The sequence below is a fragment of the Staphylococcus sp. 231237_7MaSpsaltlick genome (assembly GCF_043107035.1).
Genome location: NZ_JBICNX010000009.1, coordinates 76,496 through 91,799, shown reverse-complemented (window position 1 = coordinate 91,799; position 15,304 = coordinate 76,496). Strand labels below are relative to the sequence as shown.

The 15,304-nt window shown below is 32.5% G+C and carries 15 protein-coding genes; 4 read left to right on the top strand and 11 right to left on the bottom strand.

Annotated features, from left to right (window positions below; all coding sequences use genetic code 11):
* Positions 1-264 precede the first annotated feature (264 nt).
* The 6 genes from pheT to ACF91D_RS17745 form a co-directional block, all read right to left on the bottom strand.
* Positions 265-2,667 carry a phenylalanine--tRNA ligase subunit beta gene (gene pheT, locus ACF91D_RS17770; protein ID WP_327620648.1) on the bottom strand — a complete coding sequence of 801 codons (2,403 nt, stop codon included), beginning with the start codon at positions 2,665-2,667 and terminating at the stop codon, positions 265-267.
* The gene (pheS, locus tag ACF91D_RS17765; RefSeq protein ID WP_039066895.1) at positions 2,667-3,725 is read right to left on the bottom strand and encodes a phenylalanine--tRNA ligase subunit alpha; all 1,059 of its coding nucleotides are present in this window, start codon (positions 3,723-3,725) and stop codon (positions 2,667-2,669) included. Before pheS ends, pheT begins: the two co-directional genes overlap by 1 nt.
* Before the next feature lie 332 nt (positions 3,726-4,057).
* Positions 4,058-4,798, bottom strand: a complete 741-nt coding sequence (locus tag ACF91D_RS17760) for a TrmH family RNA methyltransferase (RefSeq protein WP_107550159.1) — start codon at positions 4,796-4,798, stop codon at positions 4,058-4,060.
* Between the two features lie 27 nt (positions 4,799-4,825).
* On the bottom strand, positions 4,826-5,770 hold the full coding sequence (locus ACF91D_RS17755) for a M23 family metallopeptidase (protein WP_237282762.1): 945 nt from the start codon (positions 5,768-5,770) through the stop codon (positions 4,826-4,828).
* A gap of 130 nt (positions 5,771-5,900) precedes the next feature.
* On the bottom strand, positions 5,901-6,074 hold the full coding sequence (gene rpmF, locus ACF91D_RS17750) for a 50S ribosomal protein L32 (protein WP_017724181.1): 174 nt from the start codon (positions 6,072-6,074) through the stop codon (positions 5,901-5,903).
* Between the two features lie 80 nt (positions 6,075-6,154).
* Entirely contained in the window at positions 6,155-6,703 is a 549-nt protein-coding gene (locus ACF91D_RS17745) for a YceD family protein (RefSeq protein ID WP_039066899.1), read from the bottom strand.
* Between the two features lie 126 nt (positions 6,704-6,829).
* Here ACF91D_RS17745 and ACF91D_RS17740 point away from each other — a divergent pair, with 126 nt between their 5' ends.
* Positions 6,830-7,963 carry a nucleotidyltransferase gene (locus tag ACF91D_RS17740; protein WP_039066900.1) on the top strand — a complete coding sequence of 378 codons (1,134 nt, stop codon included), beginning with the start codon at positions 6,830-6,832 and terminating at the stop codon, positions 7,961-7,963.
* A gap of 118 nt (positions 7,964-8,081) precedes the next feature.
* On the opposite strand, the gene coaD is transcribed toward ACF91D_RS17740, so the two are convergent.
* Entirely contained in the window at positions 8,082-8,567 is a 486-nt protein-coding gene (gene coaD / locus ACF91D_RS17735; protein WP_039066901.1) for a pantetheine-phosphate adenylyltransferase, read from the bottom strand.
* A gap of 1 nt (position 8,568) precedes the next feature.
* Positions 8,569-9,111 (bottom strand): 16S rRNA (guanine(966)-N(2))-methyltransferase RsmD, encoded by a 543-nt coding sequence (gene rsmD / locus ACF91D_RS17730; RefSeq protein ID WP_039066902.1) that lies wholly within the window; start codon positions 9,109-9,111, stop codon positions 8,569-8,571.
* A 71-nt stretch (positions 9,112-9,182) separates the two neighbouring features.
* Here rsmD and ACF91D_RS17725 point away from each other — a divergent pair, with 71 nt between their 5' ends.
* Positions 9,183-9,572: a DUF7147 family protein gene (locus ACF91D_RS17725; protein ID WP_039066903.1), complete on the top strand. Its 390-nt coding sequence runs from the start codon at positions 9,183-9,185 to the stop codon at positions 9,570-9,572.
* Between the two features lie 110 nt (positions 9,573-9,682).
* On the opposite strand, the gene ACF91D_RS17720 is transcribed toward ACF91D_RS17725, so the two are convergent.
* Positions 9,683-9,934 carry a YlbG family protein gene (locus ACF91D_RS17720; RefSeq protein WP_039066904.1) on the bottom strand — a complete coding sequence of 84 codons (252 nt, stop codon included), beginning with the start codon at positions 9,932-9,934 and terminating at the stop codon, positions 9,683-9,685.
* 130 nt (positions 9,935-10,064) lie between these two features.
* Between ACF91D_RS17720 and ACF91D_RS17715 the strand changes: the two genes are divergently transcribed.
* Positions 10,065-10,985, top strand: a complete 921-nt coding sequence (locus tag ACF91D_RS17715) for a lysophosphatidylglycerol phospholipase D (RefSeq protein ID WP_039066905.1) — start codon at positions 10,065-10,067, stop codon at positions 10,983-10,985.
* A 90-nt stretch (positions 10,986-11,075) separates the two neighbouring features.
* On the opposite strand, the gene ACF91D_RS17710 is transcribed toward ACF91D_RS17715, so the two are convergent.
* Both ACF91D_RS17710 and ACF91D_RS17705 read right to left on the bottom strand, forming a co-directional pair.
* A complete protein-coding gene (locus tag ACF91D_RS17710) occupies positions 11,076-11,510 on the bottom strand; it encodes a YlbF/YmcA family competence regulator (protein WP_039066906.1) in 435 nt (144 codons plus the stop codon).
* Between the two features lie 17 nt (positions 11,511-11,527).
* The gene (locus tag ACF91D_RS17705; RefSeq protein WP_039066907.1) at positions 11,528-12,577 is read right to left on the bottom strand and encodes a CAP-associated domain-containing protein; all 1,050 of its coding nucleotides are present in this window, start codon (positions 12,575-12,577) and stop codon (positions 11,528-11,530) included.
* Between the two features lie 188 nt (positions 12,578-12,765).
* On the opposite strand from ACF91D_RS17705, the gene ACF91D_RS17700 reads away from it, so the two are divergent.
* Positions 12,766-15,024 (top strand): ATP-binding cassette domain-containing protein, encoded by a 2,259-nt coding sequence (locus ACF91D_RS17700; protein WP_081325013.1) that lies wholly within the window; start codon positions 12,766-12,768, stop codon positions 15,022-15,024.
* Positions 15,025-15,304 lie beyond the last annotated feature (280 nt).

The following is a 15,304-nucleotide window of genomic DNA, read 5'->3' as shown; positions in this document are numbered from 1 at the left end:
TTATGACGCGTTCATTGAAAGATTTTTCTAGTTACACTGTAAATCTAGTAGGTCTTATTTAATACATCAAATAATCTGATATAAATATAAAACACACCTCCATGTTTGAAATCATACTTAATCCCAAAAGTTGGACTAAAATCTAACTTTTAGAAGTGCACGTCAATGGAGGTGTGTTTTTAGTTTATATGTTTACTTTAAACCACTTTCAACTATATTCTATATTTTTTATAGTATTAAAAGCATATAGCAATTTAAGTATGACTATCTAATTGTAGCACCTTCTGCTTGTAAAGCAGTCAATATTGCTTCATGTACCGCATTCACTTTATCATCCGTAAGTGTATCTTCAGTATCTAAATATGATAAACGAATTGCTATTGATTTTTCATCTTCAGCGACATGTTCGCCCTCATAAACATCAAATACTTCAGCTTCTTGTAATATATCGTCACCATTTTGCTGAATTATATTTACTAATTTTGCTGAAGGTATATCGCGGTTGATAACTAATGCAATATCTCTTGATACGCCTGGGAATCTAGGTATTGGTTGATAATTAATATAACCTACAGATACTGCCATTAATTCATCATAATTCAACTCGAATACGTAAGTACGTTTTAAATCATTGTCTTTTTCAATTTGTGGATGTAATTCTCCTACAAATCCAATAACTTTTCCATTTAATTTCACGTAAGCCGTTCTACCTGGGTGTAAACCGTTAATTTCGCCAGCTTCATATTCAAATTGTATATCTAACTTCTCAGCCACTCGATCCACAATACCTTTAGCTATGAAGAAGTCTATTTCTTCCTTCTTACCTTGCCAAGCGTTCACTGTATAATCACCTGTTAAGATACCACTTAAATATTCAACCTCATCTGGTAATTCACCTTCACCGTTACCAAAGAAGACACGACCAAGTTCATATAAGCGCACTTGGGTATTTTTACGTGCTACATTATATGCAACAGCATCAATTAAATGTGGAATCAAACTTTGACGCAACGTAGAATGTGCTTCACTCATTGGCATTAACAACGCAACTGTATCACGGTTTTGCAATGCAAAGTGGTTAGCTCGTTCTTTATCGACAAGTGAATAATTAATAGCTTGGTTTAAGCCTGCACCTTCTAAAGACGCTTTTACAATACGAGACTTAGACTGTCTATCCGTTAACGAACCATGAGTAACATGTTCAAATACTGGTAGTGTTGAAGGAATTTCATCATAACCATATATACGTGCGATTTCTTCAATTAAATCTTCTTTAATTGTGATGTCTTTACGACGTGAAGGCACCATAACAGTTAGTACATCATCAGTGTTCGTTGTTTCAAAACCAAGTTGCACGAAGATAGCTTCAATGTCTTTTGCAGCTAGTTCAAAACCAATTGTTTGATTAACTTTTGAAACCGAAATATCAATAGGTGTTACAAACTCACCCAAATCACCTTCAGCGACACGTCCTTGTGTAACAGTACCACCTGCGTATGTTTGCAGTAAATAACAAGCACGATCAACCGCTTCGTCTACAAATTCTGTAGCAATTCCTTTTTCAAAACGGCTAGAAGCTTCACTTCTTAAATTCAATCGTCTTGATGTATGGCGAATTGATACTGGATCAAATATAGCACCTTCAATAACAACATTTGTTGTCGCTTCAGTTACCTCTGAGAAGTCTCCGCCCATCACACCAGCAATAGCAATTGGTGAATTACCGTTAGTGATCACGATATCAGATGTTACTAATTTACGTTCTTGATCATCTAATGTTGTTATAATTTCACCTTCTTTTGCTTGGCGAACATCGATTTGTTTAGAACCAATTTGGTCTTTATCAAACATGTGTAACGGCTGGCCATATTCAATTAAAACATAGTTTGATATATCAACTACATTATTAATCGGACGGATGCCTGCTTTAATCAAACGCATTTGCATCCACTCTGGTGAAGGTTCGATAGTTACATTTTTTACGACACGCGCACTATAATAAGGTACTTTATCTTCATTTTGAATAGTTACACTGATTTCATCAGCAGTTTGTTCATTATTTTCATTACTTTTGGTTTCTGGTTTTACCATTGGCACATTATATAACGCTGCCGTCTCATAGGCTGTACCAATCATACTCAATGCATCAGCTCTATTTGGTGTAAGGTCAAATTCCATAACTTGATCATCTAAATATAACGCAGTCAACGCATCAGTACCAGGCGTCACTTCTGATGAAAATACATAGATACCGTCCTCGAATTGTTTAGGCACTAAGTTTGTTGGTACACCAATTTCCTGAAGTGAACAAATCATGCCTTCTGAACGTTCTCCACGTAACTTTGCACGTTTAATTTTCACTCCACCTGGTAATCTACCTCCAACCGTTGCAACAATAACTGTTTGACCGGCATCTATATTAGGTGCGCCACAAACGATTTGGACTGGTTCTTCTTCACCAATATCAACTTGGCAAACATTGAGTTTATCGGCATCAGGGTGTGTCGCTTTTGATTGTACATAGCCTACAACTAGATTTTTAATGTCTTTTGTATAATCAATAATATCGTCTACTTCAATACCAGTTCGTGTGATACGTTCAGCAAGCACGTTAACAGGTTGATCAACCTCAACATATGATTCTAACCATTCTTTTGAAATAAACATTATTTTTCACCTCTATCTTCTACTGCTTTAAATTGATTTAAGAAACGTACATCATTGGTATAGAAATGTCTTATATCTTCAATACCATATTTCAACATTGCAATACGGTCTGGACCCATTCCAAATGCAAAACCAGAATATTTAGTTGAATCAAATCCTGCCATTTCAAGTACGTTAGGATGTACCATTCCAGCACCTAAAATTTCAATCCACCCTGTTTGTTTACATACATTACAACCTTCTCCTTTACACTTGAAGCAAGATACATCTACTTCTACTGAAGGTTCTGTAAATGGGAAATAGCTTGGACGTAAGCGAATCTCTCTATCTTCACCGAATAATTGTTTTGCCAATAATTCTAATGTCCCTTTTAAATCACTCATTTTAATATTTTCATCTACAACTAATCCTTCAATTTGTGTAAATTGATGACTATGTGTAGCATCATCTGAGTCACGGCGATAAACTTTTCCTGGACATAAAATTTTAACAGGCCCTTGTCCATTACGTTTTTCCATAGTCCTTGCTTGAACTGGAGATGTGTGTGTACGCATTAATATTTCATCAGTTATGTAAAAACTGTCTTGCATATCCCTAGCTGGATGAGATTTTGGTAAATTTAATGCTTCAAAATTATAATAATCTTGCTCTACTTCAAAGCCATCTACAATTTCATAACCAAGACCTAAGAATAAATCTTCAATTTCTTCGATTGTGCGTGTTAATGGATGTTTTGCACCATTAGCAATTTTACGGCTAGGTAATGTCACATCGATTTGTTCTTCTTTAAGTTGTTGTTCTAATTGTTCGTTTGCTAACAATTCACGGCGTGAGTCAATTTCGCCTTCAATTGTCTGTCTCACTTCATTTACTTGTTGACCGTAGGCAGGCTTTTCTTCATTCGGTAGATCTTTCATATGCTTCATTAATCCAGTAACTGAACCTTTTTTTCCTAAATACTTAACCTTTACATCTTGTAATTCTTTTTCATTTTGAGCTTCATTGATATCCACTAATGCTTGTTGTTTTATTTCTGACATAGCTTCTGTTTGTGTCATACTTAGCCCTCCTATTTTTTAAATATGATCGAGTTATTTAAATTAAAAAACCACACAAAAAAGACTTTCATCCCTTGAAACTGGGACGAAAGCCTTCCGTGGTACCACCCAAATTTATGCATAAGCATACACTTGTTGTCATTGATAACGGAAATGATATCCGACTTAAATTTCTTTAAGTAACCAAAAAGGTGAAAAAAACTAAATACAGTGGATTATCTTTCAGTCTTGAATAATCTCCCTTAAGCATCTGTATATTATAGTTTACGTCTTTTTATCGGTAATTATTTAAATTTCATTCTCTTTATTATATACGATTATTCACAAAAGGGTCAACCTTTCAAGTGATACATTACAATACTTCCTGCAATGGCAACGTTTAAGCTTTCAGCTTTACCATAAATCGGAATTATTAAATTTTGTGTGGTTTGTTCTAATAATTTTGGATTTACGCCATCGCCTTCATTGCCTAATAATAATGCAAATGCATCTTGACTTGAAACTTGATGGTAATCTACTGCATTCTCTAATGCTGTACCGTATACTTCGCCTTCAAAATTTTCAATAAACTCACTTAAATCTTTTGTGACAATAGGTAAATGAAATACACTTCCTTGGCTTGCACGTAATACTTTATCCTGATAAGGATCTGCAGTGCCTTTTTCAAGCACTATTAAATCTAACCCTGCCGCATCTGCAGTACGAATTAAAGTACCTAAATTACCTGGATCTTGTATACAATCAATAAGTAACACTTGTTTAGCAGAAGTAATTTCATATTCAGTTTTTTCAATAACAGCGAAAAAACCTTGTGGTGTCACTGTACCTGATAATACTTCTGCAACTTTCAGGTTAATTTCAAATACTTCTTGTGCATAATCTTTTAATTTATCATCCAATCTATCTGCATCGACAACGTATAATTGTTGGATTATCAAATTACTTTTATAAGCTTCTTCGATTAAGTGGTAACCTTCAATAAGTGCTAATCCAGTTTTATCTCTTTCGCGTTTCTTTTTTAATTTATTCGCGCTTTTAACTTTACTATTTTGTGCTGAAGTAATCATTTCCATAGCATAGCCTCTTTATCATTTTATTTTTCAACCTCTGAATAAATGTGTAATATTTGTATGAATATTTTTTGCGATTTTAGAAAACGGTTGTTCTTTTTCTACTAATACACTATCACCATTATAAGTTATTTCGTCTCCTTTAACAGGGGAAATATCATTAAGGAATTGAATTTTCAATGTTTGTGTTACTTGCAAGTTTTTATCATTCATTACTTGAAAATGAATATGTGGTTCAGATGAATTACCCGAATTACCAACATTAGCTATATGTTGACCACGTAATAATTCATCACCTTTTTCAATTTTAAATGAATGTGGTTTAATGTGTGCAATCAGACTATATTCTTTGGGCCCATGTTTTATAACTATATAATTTCCTTCGGGATGAACTGTATTCATCTCACCTGGTATACTATCTGGGATTCCGTCGACTATTTCTTCAACAACACCATTTGCTGGAGCAACAATCGGCGAATCATAAATATGATAATTCTCACATTGGTTTAAATCACCTTTATATGTACATCCATCTTCAATTTTTATAAGATCCATTGCTAATCTCTGATTTTTATATTGATAATGATAATTGATTAACTCATTGTCGCCGCCCCAATAGACAAGACATTTGGATTTAATTGGTATCGTGTAATGTTGTTTTGATTGTTTTATACCACGTATATGTTTAATCGGTAACAACGTCATTCCGATAATTTCCTGATATTTGTTTAAAAAAACACTTACACCCGTGCTCAGGTTATCATCAAACCAAATAAATTCTTGATGTCGATTTATATGTAAGTGTCTATATAAATGATTTTGACCTCTAATGGCATTATAATTACTTAATATTTTTTCCAAATCATTTATAGACGTAACATCTTGAAAATAATCACTAAAATGATTGTATAGCCATTGAACATCATTGTTTTCTATCTTATTTATAATAATTTGCGCATTTATTGTTTCCATCATTTTTACACAACCCATCAGTTGATAATAAAAAAATTTCTATCTTTAAAATAAAAAATCGTTCAAAAATTATCAAGTGAATAATTAATGAACGATTTGATTAGGTTAAAACATAACCTTTAAATTATTGAAATTATTTTGATACAACTTCTTCGCCATTGTATGAACCACAGTTCTTACATACACGGTGAGATAATTTGTATTCTCCACAATTTGGGCATTCTGTCATACCAGGTACTGAAATTTTTAAATGCGTACGACGTTTATTTTTTCTTGTTTTAGACGTTCTTCTTTTTGGTACTGCCATGATAATCCTCCTTATATTCAAACACTAAATAGATATTTTTAGATTCAATAATCCATTATACTATAGATTACTTAAATCTGCTATTGCTCTTCGTCATATAATTGTTGTAGTTTTTGAAGCCTAGGATCGATTTGCTCTGATTCGGAAGATTCCTTCTCTTGTGCAAGTTCAATCGCTTGTTCTTCGTCAATAACTTCCCAACCATTACCTTCTCGTAACATCTGATCGCTTTCATTTGAAAAAGCACGCATTGGCTTTTCAATAATAACTAATTCTTCAGCAATATCCTTTAGATTTATCATACCGTTTGTTGCATCATGGTAATGTTCATCATCTTCTTCATCGTTGCCATATTGCTCATATCCTTCTAAATCAAAAATCTCTTGAGAGTTAATATCTAAAGGAACTTCAACTGGAACCAATGTACGTGCACACGCCATTGTGTATGTTCCTGTTATATGCATATCTGCAATGACTTCATTTGATCTGACGGTTAATTTACCCTCAACATCAATATCAGATAGATCTATTAAATCTAATGATTTTACTAAATGATCAAAATTAACCGTTTGATGGAACTCAAATGGTTTATCTTGGAATTTTCTTAATTGTGTTATTGACCATTTCATATGGCTTCACCTCTATCAAGCACAAAATTTATTTTAACTTTATAGACATAAGTTGTCAAGATTTTTTCTTAACACAATTATATCTGTTACAATAACTATAATGAATTCTGAAAGGAAGAATTGCAAATGAAAAGTGTTGCACTAATCACTGAATATAATCCTTTCCACAATGGTCACTTATATCATGCTCAACAATCAAAGTCAACAACCGGCTCTGAAGTTACTGTTGCAATAATGAGTGGAAGCTTTGTGATGAGAGGACAACCAGCAATTTATAATAAATTTAAACGCACGCGTATGGCACTAAGTGTGGTCGACTTGGTAATTGAACTTCCTATCTTTGCATCGTTATCAGCAGGACAATATTTTGCTGAATTAGCCGTAAAAGTTGCTGATTATTTAAATATTGATCATTTATCTTTTGGTAGTGAGTCTGGAAATATTGATGCTTTTCTGACACTAGCAGAAGATATTTCAAATACAGAACAATCATTACAATTTGCCGAAAAAACAAAAGAAGGTAAAAGTTATCCTAGAATCCTAAGTGAACTAATAACTAATAATGAGTTACTATCTTCACCAAACAATACACTAGGTATTTCTTATATCAGAGCAATTCAAAAATGGGCGCCAACAATACAACCATGGACCATATCACGTTTACAAAGTGCACATCATGAAGAAGAGATAGCAAACTTAAGTTTTGCTAGTGGCACGTCAATTCGCAAATCACTTCAAAATGCTAATACCCAATGGAAACAAGTAGTCCCTGAATCTGTGCACCCCTACTATACTATTCCAAATGTTTCAGTTTCTGACACATTTCACTATTTAAAATATGCAATATTAAGCCAAGATACAGATTCCTTAAACCAAATTTACACCATGAGTGAAGGTTTCGAAAATCGTATTATTCAATTTATTGACCAAGCAAAAGATTTCGAACATTTTATGGCACTATTAAAAACGAAACGATTTACCTATACACATATTCAAAGATTATTAATGAATATTTTATTGAATTTTAAACAGCAACAAAAACCTGAAGCAATACATGCCGTTAGGGTATTAGGTATGACTCAAAAAGGCCAGCAATATTTAAAGCAGTTGAAGCATCTTTTTCCTGAACGCAATTTCATTACTCAGCTCAATAAGCAAAATGCACATTTTTTCAAACATGAAATACATGGAACAAAAATTTATAACCTTATTTCAGGTGAAGCTGCCAATGACTTCAATACACCTGTTATACGTGTTTAAAGCGGATCTATACAATACAAATTCGTAATCGATGTTATCTTAACTATTTGTTTATTTATTCAAAAAGAGTGGTTCAATAATCAAAATAACCAATTAGATTATTGAACCACTCTTTTTGTTATTTTTTAAATTTTTCATTCAAAGCTTTTTCAACATGTACAGGCACAAAATCTGACACGTTAGCTTTATACGCCGCTACTTCTTTTACTACACTGGAACTTATAAACGAATAATTTGTACTCGTCATCATATACATCGTTTCTACGTTGTTGTTAAGCTTTTTGTTCATAGATGTTAGTCTTAACTCATATTCAAAGTCACTCACAGCTCTTAATCCTCTGATTATTGTTTGCGCACCGATTTCGTCACAAAAATCAACCAACAATCCATTAAAATGATGCACTGTTACATTATTTAAATGTTTTACTGATTCTTCAATTAGCTCAATACGTTCTTCAATTGAAAAAGTGCCTGCTTTATTACTATTTTTCAAAACACAAATATGTAACTCATCAAAACGATCCGCACTCCTATCTATAATATCGATATGACCGTATGTGATTGGATCAAAACTCCCTGGAATGACTGCTTTAGTTGTAGACATTTTAATCTCCTTTTTCTAATAACAAAGTATCTGTCAATCCATAATGATAACGTTTTATCACATGGAATGGCTCAGTTTTTATATTTTCGTGATGATGGAACTCACAAACGATAATACCATTTTCTTTTAACAAATTAAACTTTGTGATACCTTCAAGTGCTTCATCTATCAAACCTTTTTCATAAGGTGGATCCAAAAATATCACGTCAAATTGGATATCTCGTTTAGACAATGCTTTTAAAGCGCGATCTGCATTGTTTTTATATACTTCTGCCTGTGATTCGATATTTAACATTTTTAAATTTGCTTTAATCACTTTTACTGCTTTAAAATTTTGATCGACAAAAACCATTTGATCCATACCACGTGACAAGGCTTCTATGCCTAAAGCACCACTACCAGCAAATAAATCTAAACCTATACCTGAAACTTCATGTAAACTATTAAAGATACCTTCTTTTACTTTATCCATTGTTGGTCTTGTATTACGCCCTTCCATACTTTCAAGCGCTTTACTTTTATGTATACCCGATATCACTCTCATACAATACACACTTCCATTCTTAAAATAAATTTTATATAATGCTTAATGCACAGGTAAGGAGGAACAATTTAATGAAACAATCTTTTATAAAATTAGGTGAAGGCCTAACAGATTTGTTTGAGTTTAATACATTAATCGAATACAACTTCGAAAGAATCGATCACCTTATTTATTTCCATTCACCTAAATCTAAAACTCAACGTTCATCTGTCGCACTAGTCATGAAACCAACCAGCGGACAGCATTTCCAAGCAATGTATATAATGCTTAATGCCCTTAATTATCCATATCCAAGCTCAAATAAAAAATTCGAAATGATCAACAATCAAGCAGCTAAATATAATGTAGTCGTAAAAGCGATTGAAGTTCAACCACTCGAATTGTTCCACGAAACTGAACTGTATTTCAATTATTTAACAAGCGTCTTGAGATTACAAAGATGGATACCACCTTTACAGTAAAGAAAAAAATAAGCCACACTAGACATACGTTGTACTATTGTGGCTTCCATATTTTCATCAGTTGATGCATTTAACTTTTGTAGCTTTATGTTTTATATCTGACGTAATGCTTACATTATCTCATGTTGCTCTTTTTCATAAGTTTTCTTCAAATACTTATAAGGTGAACCTTCTACATGTTTAACATATTTAAGTTTCATCAATTTGTTTACAACATCATCCGCTTCCGCCTCATTAATATACATGACTACGAAACGATCTTGTCTATTTGTACTTACAATATGCCCAAATTTTCTTATTTGTCTTTCATGTTTCATATGCTTCAAATATATAATCAAGCTTATTCTAGGTATAATATTCATATTCTTATCACTCCAATTATTAGCCATTATATAATATCATGTCTTTTTCAATTTATAAATAACAATTATTTTGAACTCTCCTGTACTTTTGCTATATTACTTTATATACACAACTTGAGGAGGAATGTTCGTGACAAAATTCAACAAACTAATTAAAGGCGGTTTTTTAGGCACAGTAGGTTTAATGGGTAGTATTTTCTTTTTCACTAAATATAGTACTAAGCCACATAATCAAAGTATACCACCTTTCTTTTCTAAACCCGCACCATATATTTTTGCACATCGCGGTGGCATGGCAGTTAGACCTGAACAAACTAAATTAGCTTTTGATAACGCAGTTGCCCACGAAATAGATGGGTTCGAAACAGATGTAAGGTTAACAAAGGATCAAGAACTTGTTGTTTTTTATGATGCTGACGTGGACCGCACTACAAATGGTTCCGGAAAAGTAGCAGAGCATACTTTAGCAGAACTTAAACAATTAGATGCTGGTTATCATTTTACCGATATTAATGGCATTCAGCCTTATCGTGGCGATATAGATGCAAAAATATTAACGTTTGATGAATTATTAAAAACGTATCCAAACCAACTTATAACCGTCAATTTACAAGATGATCCAAAAAGTGAACAAGGTCAGCTTGCGCCTGAAATCATCTATGAAATTATCGTTGCTAATAACGCACAACAACGCGTTTTAGTATCTAGCTTCTATAGCAAACAAATTGAACGCTTTAATATAATAAGTAATGGTACTGTAGCCATTGGCGCAAGTCAAAATGAGGTTGCAGAAGGATTGTTAAAATTTTACACCGGACTAGGTAATACTTTTCAACCACGTGCCAACACTTTCCAAATGTTTGTATCATTCAAAGGCATAAAATTAACTTCACCTAAGTTTATCAAATGGTTAAACGAGCGTAATATCGTCCCAGCTTATTGTGGCGTAAACAACCTTGATTTAATGAACGATTTGGTTTTTTACGGTGCGCATACATTAATAACTGACAGACCCGATTTAGCACAACGTTTTAAAAATACTTATCACTAAAATATAAAAAATAGGGCAACGATACCAAAATGTATATTTTGATTTCGTTGCCCTGTTTCTATAGCTCAATAACTAAAGTAACTCTTTTATTTATAAAGAACAACTACATGATCCGCCTGTTGCACAACCACCTGCATCTTTTTGGAAAAATGGGTTTCCTGCTTCAATTTTTACATTTTCAGAAACTGCATATGCAATTTTCACTATCACTTGGTCGATTAATTCTTGCAATGCGACTTCTTTTTGTTTGTGGTTCATGACGACAGGTAACATTTCATATGCTCTTTTACGTTTTCGCGTATCTAACATCACGTTTTGGTAATCTGGATGATACTTACCAAAACGCATAATTTCATCGTATTTATCTTTTGACTTTAAAAAGGCTTGGTACAGGAGATGTGCTTCGTCATTATTAGCAAGCGCTTGTTCTGCCTGTCTGTATTCTTGATACAAACGAGATTCTAATATTTTATCACTTAAATCTTCTATTTCATCGAGTACGGTCAGCGTTTCCTCAGTTATCATAATCAACTATCTCCTAACTATTTATCTTCTACAAAAATCAGCGTATAGTAACCATTTGTTACTTCTCCACCCATTTCATTATATTTTGAGTTTAACATTCTAGATCTATGAATATCCGAATTCAACCAACTATGAATAAGTGTTGGCACTTCATTGAAATCATAACCCACGTTTTGGCTCGTAGATACAAATGGTATCTCTTGCTCATTTAATTGCTGTTTTAAAGCATCTTCAGTAAATTCAACACTATCAGTACCTATTGCTTCATACAAGTTAAACGATGCAATGTGTGCTAAATCATTATTTATACTTAACGGTTCAGCATCTTTTAACCTTCTCATTTCATTTGTAATTTCATATAATGTCATCAATTGGTTTGCATTTTGCTCATATGGCAAATCTTTTTGTTTACGCGTAACTTCTCCATCTTCTTTATCACTCAACATTTGATAAGGTTTAAATGCTGCTAATGCATCACTGTCTAAATACCTAACTGCAACAATTTTATTAGCTTGTTGATCAATATAGACTTGAGCATAAATATCTTTAAATTTTATAAGTGTTTGAGTTTTCATGTCAGAATCTGAAATTTCTAATTCATATTTTTTTCCATTTGATTTGATTGTTGGTTCTGGATTTATACTAAATTTCTCAAATACATTTGAAGCATCATCAGAAATTTTAACCGGATTTACTTTTGCTTCTTTTCCTGTAGCGTATACAGATTTAATACTATTACCTTTAGTTGTAACTAAATAATATTGGTTTTTTTCTTTGAATACATAATTTTTAAAATCACCTTTATATGAGTACACTCTTTCAGCTTGGCCATATGTATCTGTAAGTTTTTTTAGGTCTTGGCCAATCCAAGTACCTATACCTTCCTTGGGCATTGGATTTTCAACATTTTGCTCACTTTCTTGAAAGTCTTTGTTTTGGGTTGTTTTGGTCGAATTTTTATTTGGGTTTTCCAAAACATCAAACTTCAAACGTGGCGAGTAAAAAAGATATATCAAGAAAGAAATCAATAATAGTACACCAATAACTTTAATTATTAGTTTTTTCATCACTCACCCACCTATAGTTCTCTTTTGTTTATTGTACATGTTTCAATATATCACAAGCAAGGTATGTCATTATATAATGATGAATTATTAAAATGAATTTGATTTACTAAACGCATAAGCTTATTAAATTAATTTAAGTATTATGCAATGCTTTTAGGGGTATACTGACTTAGGAGAGGTGAATGATTATGTCAATAATTCGCGTACATGGCGCTAAACAGAATAACTTAAAAAATGTTTCGGTCGATATACCCAAACACCAAATAACCGTATTTACAGGGCGTTCTGGCTCTGGAAAATCTTCTTTAGTTTTTAGTACTATCGCCGCAGAGTCAGAACGCTTGTTAAATGAAACTTACTCAACATACATACAACATCAATTAGCTCAATTTTCAAAACCAAATGTAGATTTAATTGAACACTTACCAGTAGCAATGATTATTAACCAAAAAAGATTAGGAGGTAATTCACGCTCTACAGTTGGTACTATTTCAGATATTTATGCTTCTGTCAGATTACTGTGGTCCCGTATTGGTGAGCCATTTGTTGGTTACTCAGATATATTCTCCTTTAATAATCCTAAGGGTATGTGTCCCGAGTGTTCAGGATTAGGTTATGTGGAAAATATTGATTTAGATGAATTGTTAGATTATGATAAATCACTTAATGAAGATGCAATTCAATTCCCGTCATTCAGACCAGATAGTTGGCGAGGTAAACGTTATTTATATTCAGGACTTTTTGACAATGACAAAAAATTAAAAGATTATACTGAAGACGAATTCAATACATTACTTTATACAAAACCAACTAAATTAAAAAATCCACCCGAGAATTGGCCAAAAACAGCAAAATTTGAAGGCTTAATTCATCGGTTTAGGCGCTCTTTCCTATTAAATGATAACTTTGAAAAAAATAGATTTAAAGACGCTATCGATCGCGTAGTCACATCTAAAAAATGTCCAACATGTCTTGGTAAAAGACTTAATCCTGATGTATTACAATGTAAAATTAATGATTTAGACATTGCAGACTTTACTAATTTATCCATAGACGAAGCCTTACATTTTATAAAACAAATTAATTCTCCAAAGGCAAAAGTGATTATCGAACCATTGCAACAACAGTTATCTTCTTTAAGCTATATTGGATTAAATTATTTAACACTTTCTAGAGAAACAACTACTTTATCTGGCGGGGAATCACAGCGCATTAAATTAATAAGACACCTTAATAGTGCACTCAGCGACCTCGTCTATATTATAGATGAACCAAGTATTGGTTTACACCCTGATGATATACAACGTATTAACGAAATTATTCAATCATTAAAAGATAAAGGCAACACAGTTTTAGTTGTTGAGCATGATCCTGATGTTATAAGTATTGCTGATTATATCATTGATTTAGGCCCACTAGCAGGCAAAAACGGAGGAGAAATTACTTTTACAGGAAACTATGAATCATTATTAAAATCATCTACACATACGGGTATAGCATTACGTAAACAGCATCAGTTGAAATCAGATCCTAGAACTTCCCATGATTTTATCAATTTAGAACACATCGATAGAAATAATTTAAAAGACGTATCTGTTAAAATGCCCAAACAAGCAATGACTGTAGTGACAGGTGTCGCTGGTTCTGGTAAAAGTTCACTGATACATGCAGGTTTAAAACAAGTACCTAACACAATTTTTATTGACCAAAAGCCCGTACACGCTTCAAGTAGATCAAATTTACTCACCTATTTGAATATATTTGATGATGTGAGAACTTACTTTAGTGAAATAACACATTTAAAAAAGGCAATGTTTAGTTACAACTCAGAAGGTGCATGTCCTGAATGTCATGGTAAAGGTATCATCAAAACAGAATTAGCCTTTATGCCAGACTTTACTCAAACTTGTGATTTGTGCCATGGAAAACGCTATAAACCTGAAGTATTAGAGGCAAAAATAAAAGGTTATAATATTGCAGATATTTTAGCATTAACAGTAGATGAGGCAATTTCATTTTTTCAAGAAAAGAAAAATATTGCTCAACATTTAGAAGCATTAAAATCTACTGGTTTAAATTATATGACTTTAGGTCAAACACTCGATACTTTATCTGGTGGTGAAATACAACGTGTTAAACTTAGTAAATATTTAACACAAACTGTCCATCAACACACTTTTGTATTTGACGAACCCACTACTGGGTTACATGAAGATGATATTCCTATTCTATTAAATTGCTTCGAAAGCCTAATCTATAATAACAATACAGTAGTCATCATTGAACATAATCTCACAATGATGACTCATGCTGACTGGATTATTGATATCGGGCCGTTTGCAGGAGAAAAAGGAGGTAAATTACTTTATCAAGGCGCACCTCATGGTTTATTAACTATAAATGATTCCGTTACGGCGAGACATTTACAAAGATATATCGATAATTAATATTAAATAAATTATAGCGTGATAACTTGAATCGTAAATCAGTTAATTATTTAAAAATTGTTATCATTTGCCCAATTTATTTTTACAAAGAAACGATTTAAGCCAAAACTAATTTTTTACTTATTCCTCTTATATGTTAGTTACACTATCAATCTCTCTTATATATTATAATTAAAAAAGCTATGAAGAAATCTAACTTTCTAGATAGATAACTTCATAGCTTTTTTAATATATTACGTATAAGTAGTGCTTATCGATTTAGAAATTCAATTTTTTGTTT